Genomic DNA, 25,545 nt, shown 5'->3' on the forward strand with positions numbered 1-25,545 from the left:
TCTCATTATTATATTTGATGAAAAAGAGGCTGACTCTATTAGTCGTTTCAAACGAACTATCCAAGTCAACCTAATTTTTGTGTGATTTCATATCAAACATTAGAATCAATCTAGTAAGCTTTTCAGTTTGTATTAGAATCTATTTGATGACCTAGTTATGTTGTAAATCCACAGGAATGACCGCATCTTTTAACTCTTTTTCCAATTCCGCTTTATATTGAGCCCTTATGGTTTTACTCCAACCAAATTGATCCCCCATGAACGTAATTACCTCCTCCTTCCAAGTATGGACCCATTCAATATTGAAAAATAGAGCTCCAGTACGGCGGATAAAAAAATCTAAAGGAGTGACAGCCATTTCATGTTCAATGGAGTACATTAGTTGTACATAAACCATCCGTGATAAGTTTACCTTTTCCATTGCATTATAAGTTTCTGCGTAAAGGAAAACCTTATCTACATTCGAACCATATCTTTGGACTAACTGACACCCTTCCTCTTTCGTGAAACCATATTCAGTTGCTTCCTGTTCTTTTAGAGTCATATACTGCTTAAACCCCTTAGAACCTCCAACATTTCCACCTGAAATAGGATAGTTTTTGGTTTCTGACTTTTTAAATATGATTCCCTGCTCCCTAAGGCGCTTAACAATCCGATCCATGGCCGATTCTGCCATCTGGCGATACCCAGTTAGCTTTCCACCCGCAATGGTGATTAGACCGCTTTCCGCTTCCCAAATTTCATCTCTTCGGGATATTTCTGAGGCATCCTTCCCTTCTTCATATATTAAGGGACGGACCCCTGCCCAGCTCGACTCAATGTCTTCGTTTTTAACCCTTACCTCAGGAAACATGAAATGGATTGCGTTTAAGATATATTCACGGTCTTCTGCCAGCATTTTAGGTTGTGATGGATCACTCTCATAAAACGTATCCGTTGTTCCCACATAGGTTTTCCCATCACGCGGGATCGCGAAAACCATCCGGCCGTCTGGTGTATCAAAATATACAGCTTGCCGCAGCGGAAAAACAGACTGGTCTATCACTAAGTGGACACCTTTTGTTAAACGTAACTGTTTATTGTTCCTAACATAATCTTTTTTCCGAATGTGATCTACCCAGGGTCCGCCTGCATTTACCACTTTTTTAGCCCGAATGGTTATGACTTGGTTTGTAAAGACATCCCGTGCTTTGACCCCGATAATCACATTATTTTCATAAATAAACTCCTCTGCTTTTACATAATTGAGAAGGTTTGCTTTATTTTGAAAGGCTGCTTTAAGAACTTCCATCGTTAAGCGGGCATCATCCGTGCGGTATTCTACATAATACCCTCCGCCCATAAGTCCCTCTTGTTTAATAAGCGGTTCTTTTTGGATTGTTTCTGTTCGAGACAGCATGCTGCGACGTTCAGATTTTTTCACCCCTGCCAAAAAATCATAAACTCGTAAACCGATGGATGTACTCAAGGGACCGAATGTTCCTCCTTTATAGAGTGGGAGGAGCATCCATTCTGGTGTGGTGACATGGGGGCCATTTTCATAGACAATGGCCCGCTCTTTCCCTACTTCTGCAACCAGGCCAACTTGAAATTGCTTTAAATAACGTAACCCTCCATGTACAAGCTTTGTTGAACGACTAGAGGTACCGGCTGCAAAGTCCTGCATTTCCACCAGAGCGACTTTCATTCCACGCAAGGAGGCATCCAACGAAATTCCGGACCCGGTGATTCCCCCTCCAATAACAAGTAGATCATATTCTTCCTCTGACATGATTTTCAGCCGGTCTTCTCTTGTTAAGCTTGAAAATAATTCTGCCATTTGTGCTTCCTCCTATAGTGAGGTACATAATTCGTGTTTGAGAAGAAAAAGAGGTCAAAACTGCATTATAGCAAGAGCTACAACTTTGTTTTGACCTCGTTACATTAGAAGTTCATTTATATTACATATATATTCAATACCCAAAGTTTATTACTTAACTTATCGTATTGAAAAATTTGAATGATTGGAAGTAGTCATTCTATGGACTGGATGGAGATCTAGATACATTAAAGGTATCTTTTCTCGGTATTCTTTGGGTGTACATAATGTTTTCTTAATAAAATTCCGATTAAATGAACGTATGTTTTCATAACCACAAAGATACGCAATCTCCGTAATGCTTTTTTCTGTTGTTCTTAGGAGATTACAAGCATAACTGATTCGAGTTCCATTCAAAAAATCTGTAAAAGACGTTTTCACACTCGCATTAAAATATTTGGACAGATAATTATAACTATATCCTAACGTAACAGCGATACTGTTTAGAGTGATCGCTTCAGTAAAGTGTTCCTGTATGTAGGTCAGCAAGGTGTGGAGCAATTCTGAGTCTTTTTTCTCTGTTTTAATGAGAATGGTTTGTGCCATTAGCTCAGATAATAATAAATAAAGACTGGCTTTTTGTTCTAATAGATTAAGATCATTTTTAAAGAGTGTTTTAGAAATAAGGATTTCAGCTTCCATAGACAGGCCAAAAATGGGATTTTCTAGAGTTCTATTTTCTATCATCCTTTGATAGGTTGGCACATAATCAGGTGAAAAAATACATATTTTTGCTCTAGATTGTGATTTTGTAACAATCGAATGAACCTCATTCGGTAATATTAATAAGTATTGTCCAGTATGTAAATAAAAACTTCGCTGTTCTATCACGATCTCCATTTCCCCATCAACGATATATATTAATTCAAAGCAACGGTGGAGATGGCTTGGAAAATTCAAATTAATAACTTCAAAATTTGATATTAAATCAAAATGGTGGGGTTCATATAATAACATTTTAGATATCCCTCTCAAAAAAGATAAATTTTGTCTAGGATTATATAAGTTTTATCTTGTAGTGTCAATCAGAGAAATGATACATTTGCAATAATAGAAACAAAGATTTCCATTTGGCAGTACAGAGGTATTGTTTCTTATTCTATATTGATCCTGTCCTTAAAACTACTAAATAAAAAAGGAGATAACGATGGATAAACTTAGAATTGGCATGGTTGGCTATAAATTTATGGGCAAGGCACACAGTCATGCTTACAAAGATCTTCCCCTATTTTTCCCGAAGACTGTTCATCCTGAAATGAAAGTCATTTGCGGCCGTGATGAAAACGGTGTCGCTCAAGCCGCCAAGCAATTCGGCTGGGACGAGTATGCAACCGACTGGAAGAGTCTCTTAGAAAGATCAGACATTGATTTAATCGATATCAATGCTCCTAGTGATGCACATAAGGAAATAACGATTGCTGCTGCACAGGCAGGCAAGCATGTTTTTTGCGAAAAACCGTTAGCGCTTACATTAAAAGACTCTAGAGAAATGCTTGAAGTTGTTGAGGCTGCTGGAGTTAAACATATGGTTGGTTTTAACTATCGCTTTGCCCCTGCTGTTATGCTGGCGAAAAAATTATTGGATGAAGGCAAATTAGGTGAAATCTATCATTTCAGGGCCTGGTTTTTACAAGACTGGCTCGTAGATCCAAACTTCCCGCTTGCATGGAGACTTCAAAAAGAAGTGGCAGGTTCGGGTTCTCACGGCGACCTTGGGGCCCATTTGATTGATTTGGCCCACTACCTAATTGGCGATATGACAGAGGTCATCGGTATGAGCGAAACATTTATTAAAGAACGGCCAATTCCTTCCGAGATGACTGGTTTATCGGCAAAAGGCAGCGATAGCGGTGAAAAAGGCCCAGTAACCGTGGATGACGCTACCCTTTTCTTAGCTCGTTTTGCAAACGGAGCCTTAGGAAGCTTTGAAGCCACACGTTTTGCTGCAGGCCATCGCTGTACGAATTCTTTTGAGATTAATGGCAGTAAAGGAAGTGTCATCTTCGACTTTGAGAGGTTAAATGAACTACAAGTTTATTTTACTGATGACAGAGAAGATGTACAAGGCTTCCGCCGTGTCTTAGCAACTGACCCAGCTCACGCTTTCGCAGAAAACTGGTGGCCGCCTGGACATACGATCGGCTACGAGCACACGTTTATTCACGAAGTAGTTGAACTTATGGAGTCTTTCCGTGAAGATCGTCAGCCTGTTCCAAACTTCCGTGATGGCGTAAAGTGTCAAGAGGTTTTGGAAGCGGTTGATTTATCGATTGAGAAACGCCAATGGATTCGAATTTCTGACGTCTAATCTATAAATAAAGGAGTGCTTTAACATGAAAAAAAGCGCATTGATCGTTTGGGGCGGCTGGGATGGACATCAGCCCGAGCAGGTAGCAGACATTTTTAAAGGAATCCTTGAAGAAGAAAACTTCCAAGTAGAAGTATCCAATTCACTAGATTCATATGATGATAAAGAAAAGTTGAAATCCTTGGATTTAATCATCCCACATTGGACGATGGGAGAAATTGAAAGAAAGTATGTTTTGAATATCTCTGAAGCAATTGCTGCAGGAGTTGGTTTAGCCGGATGCCATGGTGGAATGTGTGACTCTTTCCGTAACAATGTAGACTGGCAATTTATCACGGGTGGAAATTGGGTTGCCCATCCTGGTAATGATGGGGTGGAATACACGGTAAACATCAAGCAGTCCTCCAGTCCCCTATTAGAAGGAATTTCTGATTTTAAAGTTTCTAGCGAGCAATATTATCTTCACTTTGATCCAGCTGTTGAAGTGTTAGCTACAACTCGGTTTCCAGTGTTCCATGGTCCGCATTCTGCCAACAAAGCAGTCGATATGCCTGTTGTCTGGACCAAACGCTGGGGTCTTGGAAATGTGTTCTATAACTCTTTAGGCCATCAGGCGAACATTGTTGCCATGCCTGAAGTATCTCTTATGATGCGGCGTGGATTCTTGTGGGCTGCTGAAGGAAAGAAACGAGCCGAAAAATTCGATGCAGATTCTATTTATGGTAATGTTCGTACTTATACTGGAATGGGAGACAGCCAATAAGAAAGTCACTAATTTCTATACTAGGAGGAGCACTTATGAAAAAACTTAAAATTGGTATCATTGGTTGTGGAAATATTAGTTCGATTTATATGGAAAACTGTCCGAAGTTCCCCCACCTTGAGCTTGTTGCCTGTGCTGATCTAGATTTAAAGCGGGCCCAATCTCAGGCTGAAAAGTTCGATATTCCAAAAGCTTGCTCTGTAGAGGAGCTTTTATCTGACCCAGAGATCCAACTTGTGATCAATTTAACCATTCCAAAAGCACACGCTGATGTCTGCATTCAGGCACTGGAAGCAGGCAAGCATGTGTATACAGAAAAACCACTTGCTGTAACACGTGAGGAAGGTAGACAAATCTTAGAAACGGCGAAGAAACATAATCTTCTTGTCGGCAGTGCACCTGACACTTTCTTAGGTGCTGGTGTACAAACGGCTATTCACTTGATAGAGCAAGGTGAAATTGGTGTACCTATCGGAGCATCTGCATTCATGATTTGCCGCGGACACGAACATTGGCATCCAGACCCTGCCTTCTATTATGATTTTGGCGGCGGGCCAATGTTTGATATGGGTCCTTATTACTTAACAGCATTAGTGGCTCTATTAGGACCAATTAAGCGAATTGCTGGTTTGACCCGTATAAGTTATCCTGAGAGAACCATACTTAGCCAGCCAAAAGCGGGGACGAAAATTGATGTGTCCATCCCTACCCACATCTCAGGTGTAATTGATTTTGCATCAGGGGTTATTGGAAACATTACGACCAGCTTTGATGCGTTTGGCGGTACATCCCTTCCTCCGATTGAAATTTATGGAAGTGAAGGAACCTTACTTGTTCCTGATCCAAATACGTTCGGCGGCCCTGTTAAGATCAGGAAACGTGATGAAAATGAATTTAAAGAGGTTCCTCTAGCATACGGCCACGCGCAAAACAGTAGAGGACTTGGTGTGGCTGATATGGCCAAAGCGATTCTCGAAGGCGGGGACTATCGAGCTAATGGCGAATTAGCGTACCATGTTTTAGAAGCGATGCATGGATTCCATGATTCCTCTGATAGTGGTATTCACTATACAATGGAAAGTACCTGTAAACGCCCTGAATCGGTTACATTTGAATTGCAGAAATAAGTTATGATTGTTACTAGGCTGCCTCATTTTTGGGGAGCCTTTTTTAGTATTAATTAGATAGAATAAGCAATTCTCAAATGTACAAACAAAAAAGCCGATATTGCCTTTCGAAATAGAAAGTTAATCGGCTTTTTTAATAGTTTGTTTCAAAAATCTAATTTGAGCTTGCTTCGTTCTTATATTGCTTTTTCCCCATAATCTATTTCATCTTTTCTTTTTTTAGAAGATAAATTGGCAAGCGCATCTGGCAAAGCAATCATAGCTGGTAAAAAGATAGGCAGAAGAACAAAGCAAAGCAAGATTAGTCCTGCAATAACAGCGATTGCTAATTCAGATAAAAGCACTAGTCCAGAAGGCATTAGCGTGGCAAACGTGCCTCCAAGTATAATGACTGCTGAAATAATTACCCCGCCTATATGCCTTGAAGCGAGCACAATCGCATCTTGCGGTGCCATATGGCCGTATTCTTTAAAACGCATCATTAGGAATATACTATAGTCCACTCCCAGAGCTACAATAATGATGAAAGAGAAGAATGGAACGAAGGAAGAAATACCTTCAAGCCCCTGTATATCTATGAAAATATAATTGATAATGAACATGGCTGCATAGTATGCCCCAACAAGGGACGCCGTTATGACAACTGGTGTCCAGAAAGATCTTATAACAAAGAACAGTACCAGCAATACTCCGATAATAACGATAGTAGTCGTTCTGTTCAAATCCCGGCTTAATATTTTATTTGTATCATTTGTAGTTGCACTTGGACCTGATGTACCAGATTTCGCATCTGAAAGATCAGTGCCTTTAAGGACACTAGAAGCAGTCGCATTAATTTTATTGATTGTACTTAATGCCTCTTTCGAATAAGGATCATCTTCCAAAACAATCAGCATCTTAGTAATCTTTCTGTCATCGGACATAAACGTGTCTAATGATTTTTTAAAGTCCTTGTCCGTCAATGCTTCCTTAGGAATAAAGAAAGTTTTATTCGTTTTATATTGCGATAAGAAACCATTGGTCTGTCCTATTCCATCAGAAATTTGTTCTAACCCGCCATTTACCTCAGAAAGCTTTTCTCCAAAGACACTGAAACCATTTAAACCATCTGCCAGCTGCTGCTGACCAGCTTTCATTTGACCAAGCCCATCGGTTACTCGGTTCATATTAGTTACGATTGTACCTATTCCGGAAGAGGCTTTTCCAAGTCCAGCTTCAAGTTTTTTCAGCCCATCCGCCATTTGTGATAAACCACTGCTAATGCTTCCTAGATTTTTATTTGCTTCAGCAAAGCCGGCAGTTACCGTATTATAATTTTTATTCAACGTGCTTATGCCTTCTGGTGTTATTTGACTTAATGATGATGATAGCTGATTGATTGTTTGCTTTAATCCTTGGTAATTAGGATCGCTATTCGAATCTGAATAACTGTCGCCTAAAGCTGCCACCATTAATTGCATTTGAGAGAGTGCAGATTTTACACCCAGAAGTGCCTGCGCTGCCGCTTGGTAGTGAGTTCCCATCTCAGAATAACCGGACTGCATCTTTCCATAATTATCAGCTAATACGGCTACCCCGCCGCTCATCTTTGTGAGATTCGTTTGAATGACAGCCATTCCGTTACTAATTGTTTGTGAATTACTCGACCCGCCATCAATACCAGCTTGGATTTGCTTTAATCCATCGGTTAAGGCTGCCATACCATTTTGAAGCTCGGCAGTCCCGTCAACCATTTGGCTAACCTGTGAGAAGTCTGCCGAGGCAAGCTTTTCTTGTGCCTGCTTTAATCCCTCATTTATTTGGTCGACACCACTTTGTGTTTTTGAAATTCCATCTGTAACAGACTCCATTTGACTGTCAACGTAAAACCCTTCAATTTGTTTTCCCTGTGGCTGTGTAACCGAAGAAACTTGCTTTACTCCGTCAATAGCTTTTAAACTTTCTGTTAAATCATCAATTACTGTCAGTGATTCATTTGTATTTAGTGCTTCACTATTTTCAATAACAACAGTGGCAGGCATTGCTTGCCCTTTGCCAAAATGGTCCGCTATTATATTAAATCCTTTGGTAGAAGGATATTTATTACCAAGTTCCCCGATGGTATCAAAGTTCAGCTTTTCCTGATGAAAGTACACCATTGGAACTAATGCCAAAAGAATAATGACTGTTGAGATAATCGGACGCTTGGTTGCAAAGGATGAAGACACCCCCCAAAACTTGTTTTCCTTATGACCACCGGCATTCTTAGAAGGCCAGAAAAGTTTTTTACCTAAAACTTTCATCATAAAAGGTGTTAAGGTTACCATTTCAAGTAACAGAATGGTTACACCAATCGCCACAACCACACCCGATTTATATATTGGAGATTCAGCAAAAACAAGTGCTAGGAATGCAATAAATACAGTTAGTATGCTATAAGCAATTGTCTTTCCTGCCGTTTTATAGGTATTTACGATTGCGTCATCTATCGAGTGACCATGAGAAAGTTCTTCCCTAAATCGATTAAACAATAGGATGTTGTAGTCAGTACCGATACCAAAAAGGATTAGTACCAAAAGCATTTGAGTAAGACTTGTGATTGGAAATCCGGCTTTATCTATTAATTGAGCAGCAATTCCCATGGAAACTAGATAAGAAAAGGCCACTGTCACTAAGGATACTAAAGGCGTAACTACTGACCTAAAGGCAATGATCAGTACGACTAAAATAAAGATAACGGTCAATGCAGCACTTTTTTCAACTCCTGTTAATGACGCCTTCAGATAATCGTTATTAATAAAGTCCTCCCCGCTCAGATAGTATTGGACAGGTACTGACTTTAGTTTGCTATCAAACTCTTTTTGCAGGTCGTCTACTTCTCTTCCTTTTTTATCAAGCTTAAAGCTCACCATAACCGTTGTGCCATCTTTAGAAACTAGTGAGCTTTTTGCTTCGGGCATACTGAAGGGATCGATCATATCGGTAATACCCAGCTCATTGCTGTTACCACTAATCGATTTAACGGCCTCACCTATTTGTTTCATTTCATCATTTGAAATTTTATTCTTATCATAAAAAACGATGAGGTTATTCGTGCCCTTAGTAGTATCCATCTTTTTAAGGATATTATCTGCTATGACTGAAGGACTGTTATTACTCGTTCCTTGCTGCCCTTTCTCGCGAAGAATGGCATTGATGTCTGGTTGAATGACTGTAAGCAATATTGTTGCAATCAACCATATTGCAAAAATAGCCCAACGGCCTTTTATGATTGTTTTCACCTTACGGCTCCTCCCATTGCTGTTTTTCAATGTTTAAATCCCTGCTGGTTTCTCTCAGAAAACATAAAACATCAAAAAATTCTTTTTCACAATAGTCACTATAGCAAGGTGAAGGGATGGGTTCAAAGTGCAAAAAAGTACGAGCGTGTTAAAATAATACATTTAAAGCAATTTGTATTATTAATTCATTACCTGATTAAAGATTTCGAACAGCTCGTCTTTCTGATAATTATATTCCTTACTAATCCAATTCTGTAAGATAGTCATAAATGATGTGGCATATAACTCACAAATAACATCAGGATACTTGGACTGATTGATTTTCTTAGAAATGGGATCATCCTCGGTTTTTGAATGCTCCCGTAAGATATCACTTGCAATCTTAACCATGCTTTTGAATAAAATATGCCCGTCTGACCCTAATAACGTATTTTCAAATAGGACGAAATTTTCCTCGACATAATCAACAAGTAACTTAAAAGTGTCTGTGTTTGATTGCTTATTCAATTTAATAATCTCTTCAGATAAATGATAAATAAAATCTTTAAGCAGGCTATATTTATCTACATAATAACGATAAAACGTTGTCCGATGAATTAAGGCGTTATCACATATATCCTGAATCGTGATGGAAGAAAAACGTTTGGTTTGAAGAACATGAATAAAGCTTTGTATGATTAGGCGTCTTGTACGTTCTGTTGTATAGTTCATCATAAACATCCTTATATTTCATTTATTATTACCTTTTGCAAAATTGATTAATTATAGACAGTTTAGAGTATATCATGTACGGATAATAATGATGATGAATGACGCATAAAAATTGTGGTATAGGTGAGATGCTGTGACTAAAACAGAGGCAGTAAAACTATTAACATTAATTGAATCCGTTTATCCCCACTTCTTAGTTAAGGATGAGATGGTTCTACTTTGGTTCCAGCTTTGTTCTGAAATGGATAATGAAAAGGTGTTGGAGAAGCTGAAAGCCCACATAAGAAAGAGCCCCTATCCTCCGGTGATTGCTGACATAGCTGTATTCTCATTAGAAGAAACTGATACTTGGGCTGCCTTACAGGAATTGGTATTTAAAGGACATGAGAGCATCAAAGGCGAGCGCGGCCATTCAAGCCCAATTCCTTCTCACTGGTCAGCCGAGTATACCTCAAGAAAAACGGTTTGAAGCTATTTCATTATTCCTGCTCAGCCCTTCATCAAGGAATTGGTCAAATCCAATTGGCAGAGAAAAACCTAGAGGTTAACTCCCCTAGGTTTTTCCCTTTTTACACTTCAATATAGCACATCCTACTTATTTTTATTGCTCTATTATCATAACTCCATATCCATTTAATTTAGTTGTACCGTTCAGTTCCTTGTCTGAAAGTAAATCGGTACCTTTACTTATTTCAAATTCAACTGGGGATTCATTGTGATTCATGACAAATAAGTACGAGCGGCCATCCTTACTTCTCTCTGTTACTTCCACCCCTTCTGGGACATGCAGTAATGGTTTTACTCCCTTTTCTTCACAGACCGCTTTCACGAAATCTGTTAGAAACGCTTTATCTGGGCATGTTCCTACGTAATATGCTTTTCCTTTTCCAAATGAGTTGCACGTGATTACCGGTGTTCCCGCATAAAAATCAGAACCATATTCCGCTAATACTTCTGCCCCCTCTGAATGGATAATATCGAATAATAGACTGCACTCATAACTGCCGGTTAGGCTGCCCGCTTCTTTTTTCACGACAATTTGGTTGTTTACTTCTGGAGGCAAGGAATCGATTTCCTCCACCCAAATACCAAGAAGATCACGCAGTTCGCCTGGATAACCGCCAAGAGTGACAAGGTCATGTTCATTTACGATACCGCTAAAGAAGGTGGTCACAAACGTTCCTCCATTTTGAACAAACGCTTTTACTTTATTCGCATACCCTGATTTCACCATATATAACACTGGTGCAAAGACGATTTCATACTTACTTAAATCTTCCTCAACACCAATCACGTCAACTGCGATATTTTCTCCAAAAAGGGCCGCATAATATTTATGAACTTCATTTACATAATCTAATGCCTTTGATGGGCCGCTTGATAATTCGACTGCCCAGCGGTTTTCCCAGTCAAACACAATCGCGATTTTAGCTTGGACACGAGAATCGAGCAAGGTATCTGAAAGCTGTGCCAGTTCCTTACCCAATGCAGCTGTTTCCCGGAAGACTCTCGTGTTTTCATGACCAACATGTTCGATAACCGCACCATGATATTTTTCACAGGCTCCAACCGATCTCCTTAATTGGAAAAACATCACCGTATCGGCACCACGGGCAACAGCCTGATAGCTCCATAAGCGCATTACACCCGGCCGTTTTAACGAATTATACGGCTGCCAATTTTGCTGACTCGGTGTCTGCTCCATTAACATAAACGGCTGACCGCTTTTTAAGCCCCTCATCAGGTCATGCCTCAAGGCGGTGAAGCTTACAGGAGTGTTATAAGCAGGATAGTTATCCCAAGAAACCACATCCATTTCCTTGCCCCATTTAAAATAATCGAGCTCGTTATACGTCCCCATTAAATTGGTTGTGACAGGAATATTGGGATTATGCTTTTTTAAGACATCCCTCTCAAGCTTAAAACATTCTAGCAGACTATCAGACTGAAAAATACGATAATCTAAGGAGATCCCTTGAAAGCTGGTTGAATTCCCGCCCCACTCTTCACTTAAAGCATTTGGAGGGACAATTTCCTCCCAATCATAGAACGTATGCCCCCAAAATCGAGTATTCCATGATTTATTTAAAGAATCTAGACTGCCGTATCTTTCCAGAAGCCATTTTCTAAAACTCTCAGCACAATTGTCACAATAACAGTAGCCACCATATTCATTGGACACATGCCAAATCAACACGCCAGGATGATCCTTATATCTTTCTCCTAACCGGTCTGCGATCCGTTCTGAATACTTTCGATAGGTTGGGCTGTTCGGACAGGAATTGTGTCTGCCGCCAAACTGCCGTTTTCGTCCTTGATAATCTACCCGTAACACGTCAGGATATTTTTTAGCCATCCAAGCCGGATGTGCCGCTGTGCTAGTAGCCAGACAGGTATAAATCCCATTTTGATATAAACGGTCAATTTGTTCATCCAGCCATGAAAAATTGTAGGTCTCTTCATCCGGCTGATTTAACGCCCAGGAAAAGACATTTAACGTGGCCACATCAATTCCTGCAAGTTTAAACATACGGACATCTTCATCCCAGTCCTCTTTTTCCCACTGCTCTGGATTATAATCTCCGCCATACCAAATTTTAGGAATCTTATCGTTAATCATATGTAATCACCTTTTCCTTTATATCATTATATTTCCATTGTATGCGATTACAAAGTGACTTTAAATATAATATAATGGAAAGCGATATAAGAAAATGGAACTTTTTTAGAAAACTTTTTCAATCAAGGAGCAAAACGATGAAAAAACATTTCTTAATCCCTTTAAATGAAAGCAAACTGCCGCTTTTTGCTGAGACGATTGGTTACAATCCAGCACAAGAATCTATTGCACGTCCAAAAGGTTATCCTTATTACCATTGGATTCAAACAGTCAGTGGACTCGGATCTATCGTGTTTCAAAATCAAAAAATAAATCTCCCGCCTAATAACGGTGTCCTTCTCCTTCCGCAAACGGCACATTCTTATATGAATGAACAAGGTGATACCACTCCATGGAAAACACTCTATGTAACATTCAGAGGCACGATGGTAAAAGAGATTCTAATTTCACTAGGACTCTATCAATCTGCTTTCTTTCACTGGGAACGAGAAGCACCGATTTCAACGTACATTAATAGAGCGTTAAAGGTAAGTGACGAGACAACAGACAGCTTTAGTATTAGTGCCTCCTCCAACGTCTATGAATTTCTCTTGCTTTTAAAAAAGTACGGAAAAACCCATAAAAACAGCTTGAAAGAAACAAGTAACTTAGTAACGTTATACTCACTCATTGACTGGATGAAGTCCCAGCTTTCCAACCCAGATGTCGGACTGGATGAAATGGCTCTCTTTATCCATACATCAAAGCGCCATTTGAATTCATTGTTTCAAAAAAACTTCCATATTACTCCCTATGCCTATTTTGTGAATTTACGAATCCAGCAATCTAAAAAGCTCCTTTTAGAAAACAATACTGTAACTATCGTGGATATTGCCCAGCAGGTGGGTTTTCGTTCTCCCAGCCACTTTGTGGCTACATTCAGGAGAATGGTCGGAATTCCTCCTGAAAAATATCGACATCTAAACGGTGTATTTTAATAGCAAAAAAAGCTGCCCATAGTTTGAGCAGCTCCTTCGGTACCTATACAATCTTTGGTAATCTCTGTGATTGACAGCCATCTATTTTAGTATAATATTGAACGAGTAAATCGTACGGTTACCCACATCTATCTTTATTTTGTATTTACCTGCAGACATAGACTTAGTGCTGAGGTTGAAAATATATTGATTAGCAGTAGAATCATAGCGGAACTGATTATCTTTTACTGCTGAACTTGTGGATGCTCCATTAGTGCCTTCCACATAAATTTTTGCATTTGCCTCAGTTAGGTATTGACCCGTTTGAGTCATCAACTGAAACTTAATTGGAAGGGTACTGCCTGCTTTGTAAGCAGTCGATTCATCCGTTTTAACAGATGCAAGAATTCCACTGCTATTAATCGTTTCGTTGGCCGCTACAATTGGTAAATTTGATTCGCCCTCGTTGTTTACTGCCGTTACTTTATAATAAGAGGTACCTAAAGGTGCGGTACTGTCGGTAAACTCAGGGATTGTAGAAGTTCCAATCTTTTTATATTCACCATTTTGAGAGGAAGAACGGTAAATATTATATTTTACTATTCCTAATACAGGAATCCAGCTTACATTAATATCCGCACTATTGTTTACCGCTGCCTTAATCCCTGCAGGAACAAGGTTTTTAATGGTTAAATCATATCTACGGGAGTCATATCTAGTGAAATTGTAGTTTCTGTAATCTGACATACGGGTTACACCTGTAATATGTTCTTTTAAATTGCTTGTCCCATTTGAGTAAATATATGCTGACAGGTCTCCTGTGAGATTGTATACGATCAGCTCATCTCTAGAATCACCAGCCATGTCTGCCACCATTACTTGCTCTTTTGCATCCGTATGTCCATTGAAAGTCACAATAGGATTAAAATATCCATCGTAAAGCTTTGGGACGATTCCATTTGGATTGTCGGCATCTTTCCCTCTTCTGTAGGCAGTAATAAGTGGTGCATAGCTTCCTGTCCAGTTATCAAGCGGACGTACAATACTTCCCCAATCTCCCATCGCACGCTGTTCGTGGTATAATGTTTCACCTTTTGAAGTGAAAAGGAACATTCCATCCTGGCCTGGATTACCTCTGTTTACCCTATCCAATCCTGCCAGCTCCAATCCAGGAGAATCGATACGGTAATCGCCTACTAAAATCTGCTGCGGTTCTACTGTATCCCCATTTCTGAATATTTGGTTTCCATTAACGTCAAAGGCATAAGTGTCAGAACCACCAAGAATGATTTCTTGCTTTCCGTCATCATTGATATCTGCTACCCAGTGGGTATCGACATGATCAGGTAACTCTTTCCTCCATAGCTCCTTGCCATCATGAGAGATTAAGGAGTAGTTGTTCACTAATTCATCTTTTCCATCGCCGTCAAAGTCATACGGCAGCAAGCCATGTCCAGTTTTTCCATCATAATGCCATAGCTGGTTACCATCCTTGTCCAAAGCCCAGATGTCTGAATATCGATCCTTCAATAAGATATCTTGTGGAGTTTTGTTACCTGAGAAATTGGCGATAAAAATAGCATCATGGGCTCTTTGACTTGGAAGTTTAAACTTTTTCTTCATCTCACCCGTTTTTCCGTTAAAGATGTAAAAGTACTTTTCTGAGTCTTCTCCCATCTGCATAACGGTTAGTACTTCATTTTCACCATCGGCATCAATATCATAAATTTGAACCGGCTCATCTGCTCCACTTGTTGTTACTCGCGGGTCAACTTTTCCTTGCTCCCATAATAAATTTCCTTCAATATCATAGGCTGCTAAATGAGCTACATAGCGAGGATTACGGGCATCATCTTTTACATAGGCGGGCTGGACCATTAAAATATCATATCGGCCGTCTCCATTCATATCACCGATACGCATTCTGTTTCCGGTACCCGCTGCACTGATATCAATTTTACTTATCAAGTTGGGGAAGGACCATTGTGTCATACCTAACACCTCTGCAGATTGATTTCCTTCGCCAGAGGCGTTTAAAGCTGAAATCTTATATAAATAAGTGGAATCGTTTTCAACATTATTATCAATAAAGTCCGTAGTTTGTGTATTACCAATTAGTTTAAAATCCTTATACCCCAATTTAGTTCTATAAATATTATAACTCGCTGCGCCGTCCACAGACTTCCATTTCAATGAAATAGAGTTCTGTGTGACAGATGGGATTTCAATTTGACTTGGGGCTGCTAGGTCAGTATGTACTGTAGTGTCAGCAAATACAGTAACTGGCAATGGAACAAATTCAGTTAACATGGATAGGGATAACATGGAAGCAAGTAGGGTTTTTGATTTTTTCAACATGATTTCCTCCTGACAAAAATAGTATTTTTGCCGAAACATGATGTCTAATTTTTTTTAATCAAACCTTATGAAAATCACCCCCTATCATAGTCTCTATCGCTATAGAATACAATTTGCCTAATGAAAAGTCTTAACACTAGTTGATTGTCTTTTTTTCTATGTGAGTCTATATATTGGGCCGATTGTATTCTATATATTAAATTGTAATCAATTACAAAACCGCATTAAATATAAGATAATGGAAAGAGATATAAAAAAAAGGAACATATGTTATAACTGCCTTCACTATTCGGGACTTTCCCCCTAAAGCCTGAACCATACTGGTACACAAAAAAGACATGCTTTCTGTCATAAACATGTCCTTGATACGCTTTTATTTTAAGACAACCTAAATAAACCTCTACCCTTCTTGGATAGAGGTTTATGAAAAGGAAACGGCTTTTTTATAACGTATAGCCAAATCCCAGGATCGTAAAGCACTTGTCTTCATGTCCTGAAGCCATCTTAATTTCTACCTGATGCTCCCGGCACACATCCTCCTGATACAAGATGACCGCATTACAATGAGTCCAGTTTATTTCATGAGGGTCCAGACTTTTTATATGATGGCCATCCACAAAAATATCGGCTGTCCCAAACTCACTGCTTCCTGAATCTTTAAAAACGAGGATGAGACTTCTTGAGTTTATTGTCATTTTGAAGCTTTCTCGATCTGATGCTGCTGTATGGAACCAGTTATTTGGAAATTGAGGAGTCAGGTAAGTATTAGCATCCATTTCTACCAACTGCAGGTCTGTATCTGTTTCCCCAAACCCTCCCTTTTCGATTCTTGCTGCAATCCTGTTATCTTTCCTGTCAAGTAACTGGACATCCTTAAATCTATTACCAATAACCGGTAGTTTCTCTGTAGTAATATCCTCTGTATCTTGAATTGATCTTTTTGTTTCCGAAAACAAATAGGACAAACAATCTGCCATTACTGTATGTCCGTCATAGGTTGGATGATAGATGTCGTAAAAAAATTGCTTTTTCGTGATGATTTTTCCTTCTTCCTTAGCAAGCCTGAACTGCTCTACCACTGCATCTTTTACACTTACCATTGGGAGATTATAATGCTCACCCACCGGCGCTAACCTTTCCTGTAAATTCCAGTCATCTATAAATACGCTAAATAATAAAATAACTGCAGGTTTGTTTTTAGAAGAAAGTATTTTTAAGCATAGACTCTCATAACATACTCCGTTTGTTTCGTCTCCGGCATCATTTACCGCAAACTCAACAATAACGATGTCCGGTTCGACTGTACCATTCCTTAGAACGTCCCGTTCATAGCGGATCATGCCGAGCTCTGATGGCGTACCACCTACCCCAGCTTTCACAAAATGGACATTCTCTCCACCATTTTTACCAAACATATCTTTGAACTTCATATATGATTGGTAGGCATAACAGTTCGTATGGATTGGCTTCGCCCCCGCACCTTGGGTGATGGAGCCCCCTATATATGCAATCGTAACATCCTCCCCCCGTTCTGCTTTTTCAATGGCGTTTTTCAATCGGTGATTATTGCCTTTACTTAAAAGAGATTTTCTAATCATTGCTTGATACCCATCCGTGCCAAATACAACCGGGGATTCGACTTCTAAATCTGCATTTCGATATTCATCTTGTATTAAACCGTTAATCTCTGACATTCCATTCTCTCCTTTTAAACAATTGTGCGAAATAGAGTATGTTCTCATAACATCACAACATACTTTCTAGTTAACAAATTCATAGAGAGGTTTTTTACCTGGACTTCTAATTTACTCGTCTGTGATTATTTGGGTAAAAAAAAAGGAACTTGCGCCTAACTCAAGTTCCTTCGATTGTGTTTGCCGCTTTTCTTGCTTTTAAAAAACGTACTAAGTTCAATACAATGACTTTTGAAACAGCATACGTCGGAACGGCTAAAACCATTCCAAGTACACCTGCAAGATTGCCAGCAGCTAATAAAATAATGATAATAGTTGCCGGATGCGTATCCAAGGTTTTACCTAAAATTAATGGAGATAGGAAATTCCCTTCTACTTGCTGTGCAACCAAGATGACGACTATAACTAATAGGGCTTTTGTTGGGGAATCAAAGAAGGCGACCAGTACGGCGGGCGCACCGCCTATGATTGGACCCACATATGGGATAATATTGGTAAAAGCAATGATGATTGCCATTGTTAATGCATAGGGCAAGTCAATGATTAAAAAACCAATAAAAGCCAAGGTTCCGACTGCAAGGGCCACCATCACCTGCCCCTGGATGTAAGCGGAAAGTGTCTCCCCTGTTTCTTTCAAAATCTTCAGGCCTTCATCTCTGTAGCCTGCAGGAAAAAATTTTGAGACCGCTTTTGGAAATTTATGTCCATCTTTTAACATATAAAATAGTAAAAATGGGACCGTAACTAAGATAATTGCAATATTGGTGACGACGCCAAAGAACCCTTTAAGTCCGTTCGTCAATTTGTTTGGCAAGGTGTTTGCATATTCCATTAACCGCTGCTGTACCGTATCAATGATCTCCGCTTGCTCATCCATTAAGTTTTTAAACTCTGATGACTTGACTACATCATTAAAGAAATCTGTAGTTTCATGGGCAAAAACTGGCAGATTATTAGCCAGATCCGTTGCCTGTTTCGACACAGTTGGAACCAAGTTTCCTATTGCCAAAACTAGAAGACCGGCAAAAGCAACATAAATGATTAGGATTGCTGCAATCCTAGGCAGCTTTTTACGGTCCAGAAAATCCACCAGTGGACTTAATAGGAAATAAAGGAATCCGGTTATCAGGATTGGGAAGAAAACCGTTGAGAAAAAGACCCCTATAGGTTCAAACATAAATGAGATTTTTGTCGAAACGAATATGATTGTTAAGATAAGCAAAATTTGAATGAGCCAGAATTGTACCTTTGATTTTGACACTCGATGTACCTCTTCCCTCTGATATTTGCATAAAGTATAACAAATTAATGGGAATTTATACAGCATTATCCTATACATTCAAAAAATAAGACAGGAGAATGAATCCCTGTCTTGTAAAAAAAATCTATCTATTTATCTGAAATTTTCGATTGCTGCTCTTTCGATGGCAAGCCCCTTAGTGTAACGTTCCATAAATTTCTCAAAACCTGCGACATCCTTAGGTTCAGGGGACACTGTCATACCCGCTTCTTCAGCAAATACGCTGTGGCTTAAATAATCTTCTAATGTTTCATTTTCTGCTTTGTTTATCATATAAGAGGCAAGAAGCGCGATTCCCCATGCTCCACCTTCCCCTGCGGTTTCCATTACGGAAACAGGGACATTTAATGCAGCAGCCATAATGCTTTGTCCAACGCCTTTGGTTTTAAATAGACCGCCATGTCCCAGGATTTCATCCAATTTCACTTCTTCCTTTTTAAGAAGAATATCCATACCCAATTTCAACGCACCTAACGCTGTAAATAAATGCACACGCATAAAGTTCGCTAGGTTGAAATTGCTATCGGATGAGCGGACAAATAATGGACGGCCTTCTTCAAAGTGGGTAATGTGTTCACCGGACAGGTAGCCATATGAAAGCAAGCCGCCGCAATCTGGATCTCCTTGAAGAGCCAAATTATAGAGCGTTCCATACAATTTATTCATGTCAACGTCCATACCCATTACTTTAGAAAACTCGTCAAACAATCCAACCCATGCATTCAAGTCTGAAGAACAGTTGTTGGAATGAGCCATTGCTACCAGGTTACCAGTCGGTGTAGTTACAAGGTCAATCTCGGAATAAACTTTTGACAGTTCCTTTTCGAGCACCACCATGGCAAATACGGAAGTTCCGGCGGAAACATTTCCTGTACGCTTCGCAACGCTGTTTGTTGCGACCATACCAGTTCCTGCATCACCTTCCGGAGGACAAAGTGGAATACCGGCTTGAAGCTCTCCAGTTACATCCAGCAGCTTTGCCCCTTCTTCCGTAAGGACACCAGCGCTTTCACCTGCAACCAAAACTTCAGGAAAAATGTCTTCCAATTTCCATGGAAGATGATTAGGTGCAATTAATTCATTGAATTGATTAATCATTGTTTGATTAAAGGTTTTTGTATTCAAATCAATCGGGAATACACCGGATGCTTCACCAACTCCGAGAACCTTTTGTCCTGTCAGTTTCCAATGGACATAACCAGCTAGAGTAGTCTGAAAGCTAATGTCTGCCACATGATGTTCCTGATTCAAAATGGCTTGATACAGATGAGCAATGCTCCATCTTTGAGGGATCTGGTAGTTAAACAATTCTGTCAGAGTTTTTGAAGCCTGCTCGGTCATATTGTTACGCCAAGTGCGGAAAGGGACAAGCAGTTCTCCCTCTTTGTTGAAAGCCATATATCCATGCATCATTGCACTAAAACCGATTGAACCTACTTTTTGTAAGGTGACACCATATTTTTGTTTCACATCGTTAGCCATCTTTTGATAGCTGTCTTGTACACCCTTCCAAATATCTTCTTCACTATAGGTCCAGATATTATTTACATAGCTATTTTCCCAGTCATGGCTGCCAGAAGCGATTGGCGCATGATTTTCTCCAATTAAAACAGCTTTAATTCGGGTTGACCCAAGTTCAATACCAAGTGCGGTTCTGCCATTTTCAATGGCACTTCTTACTTCAAGACTCATCTTATTTTCCTCCGATTCTTTATATAAAATAAAACGATTTCAATTCTAGTTAGTTCCTTTTTTCTTTATCTCCAAGGAAATAAAGAATACGTTTCCAATATTTTTTTAAAAAATATAGTTATCCCTACAACTCAGCTAAACGCATTACTTGTACGTATAAGCTCAATTTAAATTTTACCATCTATTAAATATTTTTCAATGCATTTTTATAATAAAATTAATAGTTTACTAAATTGTTACCAGAATCCTTTTAATTGCGGTATCGAGACCCATAAATACATCTGACTCATCTTTTTCCCAATTATTATTACAATGATCGTGATTCAAGTAAATATCTATAAAAACTTGTTTCAACTCATTTTTCACCTTGGTTGTACGTATAAGTTTATACAAGGCAATTTTTTGCGGCGTTTTACCCTTCTTTAGAAAGGGTACGAAAGAATTGGGTAATTCTTTACCAGCTCTCTTTCTGATTCAATTACATATCTACGAGGAGGATACAATGGAAAATAAAAAGGCTGTTCAATTAAAAAACTTTACAATCAATAATGAAGAAACCGCTCCCTTGACTACCAACCAAGGGCTAAAGATGTCCGAAGACGAGTTTTCATTAAAGGCTGGATTAAGAGGACCGACATTGATGGAGGATTTTCATTTTCGAGAAAAGATGACCCACTTTGACCATGAACGGATTCCTGAGCGGGTGGTTCATGCACGCGGTGTCGGGGCTCATGGAATCTTTCAGCTCTATGAATCTTTGGCAGAATACACGAAAGCCGACTTTCTTACTGACACCTCCAAAACCACACCCGTTTTCGTCCGTTTCTCAACAGTCCAAGGCTCAAGAGGGTCAAGTGATACCGTTCGTGACGTAAGAGGTTTTGCGGTCAAATTTTATACGGATGAGGGAAACTTTGATTTGGTCGGTAATAATATGCCTGTATTCTTTATTCAGGATGCTATTAAGTTCCCTGACTTTGTGCATGCCCTTAAACCAGAACCAAATACGGAAATTCCACAAGGGGCGAGCGCTCACGATACGTTTTGGGATTTCATTGGCCAAAATCATGAATCCGCCCATATGGTCATGTGGGCAATGAGTGACCGAGCCATTCCACGGAGCTTGCGAATGATGGAGGGCTTCGGTGTGCACACGTTCCGCCTGATCAATGCAGATGGCGAAGCACATTTTATCAAATTCCATTGGAAGCCTAGTCTTGGGGTTCATTCACTCGTCTGGGATGAAGCCCAGAGGATTTCAGGTAAAAATCCTGACTTCCACCGTCAAGATTTGTATGAAGCGATCGAGAAAGGCGATTTTCCTGAATGGGAGCTTGGGCTGCAGATCATTCCTGAAAAAGATGAATTCAATTTTGACTTTGACATTTTAGATCCTACAAAAATTTGGCCAGAAGAAGAAGTACCCGTAAAGATCGTTGGTAAAATGACCTTGAACCGTAATGTTAACAACTTTTTCGCCGAAACAGAACAAGTTGCCTTTCATCCCGGTCATGTCGTGCCAGGCATTGATTTTTCAAATGACCCACTTTTACAAGGACGTTTATTTTCATATACCGATACACAGCTTTCCCGCCTTGGGGGTCCCAACTTTCATCAGATTCCAATCAATCAACCTGTCTGTCCATTTCATAATAATCAGCGGGATGGAATGCATCAAATGGCGATTCACCAAGGACAAACAAGCTATCATCGAAACGGTTTAAATGCCAATCAGCCTGAACCTGCACCGGTTGAATTAGGAGGCTACGAGTCTTATCAGGAAAAAATCGAGGGACAAAAAATTAGAGGCCGAAGTGAGAGTTTTCTAGACTTCTATTCTCAAGCGAAGTTATTCTACAACAGTCTTGCCCCCTTTGAACAACAGCACCTGAAAGATGCATTTAGCTTTGAACTTGGGAAATGTAAATCGGATATGGTTAAAAATAATGCAGTGGCGCTTTTAAATCGGATTGATCGGCAGGTGGCACAAGAAGTGGCTGGTACTATTGGTGCAGAACTGCCAGAGGAGAATCTTGAAGTAAAATCAAATAAAAAGTCCCCTGCCCTTAGTATGGCACACACCATCAGCCAGCCAGCTACCAAAAGTGCAGCCATCTTGTTAAACGGCCAACCGGATGATGAAAAAATAACAGAGTGGATAAAAACGCTGGCACAATATAATATCAATTATAGTATTATTGCCAAAAAGATTTATAGGATTAATCCGGTTCTAAAAGTAACAGATACATTTGATACAGCAGACTCGAGTCTTTTTGATGCAGCATTTTTAATTAGTTCGAGTACAGAAATCGAGCCTTCTATATTAGAATTTATTGAAACTACCTTCAAACACTTCAAACCTTTGGCAGTGGCCATTAATGATAACAGCACCTTAGACCGGTGTCGAGTCCGGTTAGATGCGCCTGGTGTGTTTGATTTATCAAGAGTTGACCTTTCGCAATTTATAAAAGGAATCGCACAGGGCCGTTTCTGGAAACGTCCATTATGAACACCAAGCCCTGAACAAAACATGTTCAGGGCTTTCTGACATTTTATAAGGTAGGTAATTTACGGTCTCTATATGAGTTATAAGGAAATACAAATAGTTCTCCTGTTTTAATTGACACAACTAGTAAAAAAAGTGTTATATAAATCTCCAAAAATCAATCTAAAATATATATTGGTTTCATCTAATATTTAGATATATAATAAAAGCAACAAACGAGGAAAACGTTTTCAAACTGTAGCCACTTTGCTACTTCCTATATATAAGGAGGATTTAAGATGAGCCAAGTTGAAAGAAATTACAAAGTGAAGGATTTATTAGAAAAGCAAAAGTTCAATGAAAGAGAAATTGCCGTGATGACAGATTCCCAGATTGAATATTATCACTGGCTCTACTTCGAAGATTCAGTGTATGATTATATGTAAAAATTTTTTAAACTAAAATTACCCTCTGTCGAAGTATTGTTTACATACCTTTGACGGGGGTTTTTGCTTTATGAAGATATCTTTTTATTCTTTTTAAATATTTTTGATTGACTCCCCTAATATCCTTTTTCTTGGATTTCAGTCGTCAATAAGCCCCATTGACTACTCTTCTACCTTTTTTTCTTGGTCTTCGGTCGTCAATAAGCCCCATTGGCTACTCTTCTATCTTTTTTTCTTGGTCTTCGGTCGTCAATAAGCCCCATTGGCTACTTTTATACTTTTTTTCTTAATCTTCGGTCGTCAATAGCCCCGCTGACTACCCTTATATCTTCATTTCTAATCTTCAATAACTCCAAATGCCACACGAATTTCATTTCTCTTAAATTCCGTCGTTTGTTGCTTTGAAAAACTCATAGAAAACAGAGACTTCTTATTGATTAAGAAAAACAATTCTTTTATTTGGTTAAGATTAGACCTAGTTGTTATGTATACTAGTTAATTCGTTCAGAATATTAAAGTACCCATAAGTATTGATACTTCCTGGAAAAAAGAACAGGGAACCGTCCCCTGCTCCAAAAAGAATAGAGAACCGTTCCCTATGATAATTGACTACGTACATTTGCTTCATTCTTTTCATATTTGGTGTAATTCAGCATGATGATCGCACCTACAATAAAGAAGATGGCTGGTAACCACGTAAAGCAAAATTTAATTGCAGATAATGAGGCAGCCGATTGAGTTGCATTGGCTACATAGCCTGCTTTCTCCATAATGATAGAAGGAATAAAACTGCCTAATCCAGAACCCAACTTGATACAAAAAGAACTTCCTATGGCAGTTAAGAATCCGCTTGCACGAATACCTGTTTTCCATTCCCCATAATCAACCGTATCAGATAACATGGCAAATGGTAATGTGACTGCAATACCTGTTCCGATCGATGCTACTGCCCATCCAAAGATAACCATTGAAGCACTGCTTCCGGCAAAAGCAATGATGATTTGTCCAATTGCTGCAATCGCAAATCCGATGATTTGGGTATGCGTTTTCAAGAATCTTTTAACAATAAATGGGAGAATCGTGATCGATACCATCTGAAAAACGACAAGCCCGTTTAAGATGGATGCTAAGTTTTTATTACCAAGATTATATTCTGAATAATAAATAACGGTTGAAGTTCTAGCTGTATTACCTAACCAATAGAAGATAAAAGCAAGAACCAAAGTAATCCAAGGCCAATTCCCCTTCACTGCACCCAAGCTTTGTTTAATAGGAATCGATTTTATACTTTTTGTATTGATTTCTCTAGTTCCAGCAAAAGCAAACAGCAGTAAGGCAACCGCAATCACGGCGTAGATGCCTACAGTAACTTGGAAACCTAATTGATCGTCTCCCTTACCGAAAAACGAGACAAGTGGCAAAGTGAATGAAGCCGTAATTAGATAACCAATCATCCCGCCATTACTTCTCCAAGAATTTAGACGAACCCGTTCAGTTGAGTTATTTGTTAAATTAGGTAATATCGCTGTGATTGGTGTTCCAATCCCTGTATAGACGACTCCAGCAAGAATATAAGTGATTAATGCATAGGTAAACTTGGCACTTGCTGATAAATCTGGCGCTAAAAAGGCTAAAAATACCATGAGCCCAAAAGGAACGGATAACCATAGCCAATATGGGCGGTTTTTGCCCCATTTGGTTTTTGTATGGTCAATCACCAATCCCCAAATTGGTGCATCCAAAGCATCAAATATACGCGCAATGAGTAGAATTAATCCTGCTGAAGCAATCGAAATACCAAAAACATCGGTGTAAAAATACATAATAAAACTAGTAAGTGTACAATATAGCAAATTACCAGCAGTGTCCGTACTTGCGTATGCTAATACTCGTTTTAAAGGCATTTTGGAGTTATTCTCTTCCTTCATACCGATTTCCAAATTTTTCGCTGTGTTTCCCTCCATCAT

17 protein-coding genes are annotated in these 25,545 nt (G+C 39.3%); 7 read left to right on the top strand and 10 right to left on the bottom strand.

Features of this window, described 5'->3' with window-relative positions; all coding sequences use genetic code 11:
* Positions 1–151 precede the first annotated feature (151 nt).
* Together GXK58_RS02325 and GXK58_RS02330 are read right to left on the bottom strand one after the other, a co-directional pair.
* Complete coding sequence (locus GXK58_RS02325; protein WP_160719462.1) at positions 152–1,819, bottom strand: glycerol-3-phosphate dehydrogenase/oxidase; 1,668 nt, start codon at positions 1,817–1,819, stop codon at positions 152–154.
* A gap of 159 nt (positions 1,820–1,978) precedes the next feature.
* Complete coding sequence (locus GXK58_RS02330; protein ID WP_160719464.1) at positions 1,979–2,815, bottom strand: helix-turn-helix domain-containing protein; 837 nt, start codon at positions 2,813–2,815, stop codon at positions 1,979–1,981.
* Positions 2,816–3,005: 190 nt separating this feature from the next.
* Between GXK58_RS02330 and GXK58_RS02335 the strand changes: the two genes are divergently transcribed.
* From GXK58_RS02335 to GXK58_RS02345, 3 genes are read left to right on the top strand one after another with little or no spacing between them, the layout of a single operon-like run.
* A complete protein-coding gene (locus GXK58_RS02335) occupies positions 3,006–4,166 on the top strand; it encodes a Gfo/Idh/MocA family protein (protein WP_160719465.1) in 1,161 nt (386 codons plus the stop codon).
* Between the two features lie 25 nt (positions 4,167–4,191).
* Entirely contained in the window at positions 4,192–4,929 is a 738-nt protein-coding gene (locus GXK58_RS02340; protein ID WP_160719467.1) for a ThuA domain-containing protein, read from the top strand.
* Positions 4,930–4,964: 35 nt separating this feature from the next.
* Positions 4,965–6,056 carry a Gfo/Idh/MocA family protein gene (locus tag GXK58_RS02345; RefSeq protein ID WP_160719468.1) on the top strand — a complete coding sequence of 364 codons (1,092 nt, stop codon included), beginning with the start codon at positions 4,965–4,967 and terminating at the stop codon, positions 6,054–6,056.
* 176 nt (positions 6,057–6,232) lie between these two features.
* Here GXK58_RS02345 and GXK58_RS02350 read toward each other — a convergent pair whose 3' ends face one another.
* Complete coding sequence (locus GXK58_RS02350; RefSeq protein ID WP_160719469.1) at positions 6,233–9,316, bottom strand: MMPL family transporter; 3,084 nt, start codon at positions 9,314–9,316, stop codon at positions 6,233–6,235.
* A 180-nt stretch (positions 9,317–9,496) separates the two neighbouring features.
* Positions 9,497–10,027 (bottom strand): TetR/AcrR family transcriptional regulator, encoded by a 531-nt coding sequence (locus tag GXK58_RS02355; protein WP_160719471.1) that lies wholly within the window; start codon positions 10,025–10,027, stop codon positions 9,497–9,499.
* 133 nt (positions 10,028–10,160) lie between these two features.
* Here GXK58_RS02355 and GXK58_RS02360 point away from each other — a divergent pair, with 133 nt between their 5' ends.
* Positions 10,161–10,496, top strand: coding sequence for a replicative helicase loader/inhibitor (locus GXK58_RS02360; RefSeq protein ID WP_160719472.1), 336 nt, complete (start codon positions 10,161–10,163; stop codon positions 10,494–10,496).
* Between the two features lie 132 nt (positions 10,497–10,628).
* Here GXK58_RS02360 and GXK58_RS02365 read toward each other — a convergent pair whose 3' ends face one another.
* Positions 10,629–12,647, bottom strand: a complete 2,019-nt coding sequence (locus GXK58_RS02365) for a beta-galactosidase (protein WP_160719474.1) — start codon at positions 12,645–12,647, stop codon at positions 10,629–10,631.
* Positions 12,648–12,784: 137 nt separating this feature from the next.
* Between GXK58_RS02365 and GXK58_RS02370 the strand changes: the two genes are divergently transcribed.
* Complete coding sequence (locus GXK58_RS02370) at positions 12,785–13,624, top strand: AraC family transcriptional regulator (protein WP_160719476.1); 840 nt, start codon at positions 12,785–12,787, stop codon at positions 13,622–13,624.
* Between the two features lie 81 nt (positions 13,625–13,705).
* Here GXK58_RS02370 and GXK58_RS02375 read toward each other — a convergent pair whose 3' ends face one another.
* The 4 genes from GXK58_RS02375 to GXK58_RS02390 form a co-directional block, all read right to left on the bottom strand.
* Complete coding sequence (locus tag GXK58_RS02375) at positions 13,706–15,961, bottom strand: rhamnogalacturonan lyase family protein (RefSeq protein WP_160719478.1); 2,256 nt, start codon at positions 15,959–15,961, stop codon at positions 13,706–13,708.
* A gap of 443 nt (positions 15,962–16,404) precedes the next feature.
* Positions 16,405–17,655: an SGNH/GDSL hydrolase family protein gene (locus GXK58_RS02380; RefSeq protein ID WP_337248156.1), complete on the bottom strand. Its 1,251-nt coding sequence runs from the start codon at positions 17,653–17,655 to the stop codon at positions 16,405–16,407.
* 160 nt (positions 17,656–17,815) lie between these two features.
* On the bottom strand, positions 17,816–18,916 hold the full coding sequence (locus GXK58_RS02385; RefSeq protein ID WP_160719482.1) for an AI-2E family transporter: 1,101 nt from the start codon (positions 18,914–18,916) through the stop codon (positions 17,816–17,818).
* Between the two features lie 132 nt (positions 18,917–19,048).
* On the bottom strand, positions 19,049–20,647 hold the full coding sequence (locus GXK58_RS02390) for a xylulokinase (protein WP_160719484.1): 1,599 nt from the start codon (positions 20,645–20,647) through the stop codon (positions 19,049–19,051).
* Positions 20,648–21,149: 502 nt separating this feature from the next.
* Between GXK58_RS02390 and GXK58_RS02395 the strand changes: the two genes are divergently transcribed.
* On the top strand, positions 21,150–23,156 hold the full coding sequence (locus GXK58_RS02395) for a catalase (protein WP_160719486.1): 2,007 nt from the start codon (positions 21,150–21,152) through the stop codon (positions 23,154–23,156).
* A gap of 275 nt (positions 23,157–23,431) precedes the next feature.
* Positions 23,432–23,578, top strand: coding sequence for a BH0509 family protein (locus GXK58_RS02400; protein WP_160719488.1), 147 nt, complete (start codon positions 23,432–23,434; stop codon positions 23,576–23,578).
* Positions 23,579–24,174: 596 nt separating this feature from the next.
* Here the strand turns inward: GXK58_RS02400 and GXK58_RS02405 are convergent.
* Entirely contained in the window at positions 24,175–25,545 is a 1,371-nt protein-coding gene (locus GXK58_RS02405; RefSeq protein ID WP_237389532.1) for an MFS transporter, read from the bottom strand.

The sequence above is a fragment of the Bacillus sp. USDA818B3_A genome, assembly GCF_009928415.1.
Lineage (GTDB): Bacteria > Bacillota > Bacilli > Bacillales > Cytobacillaceae > Neobacillus.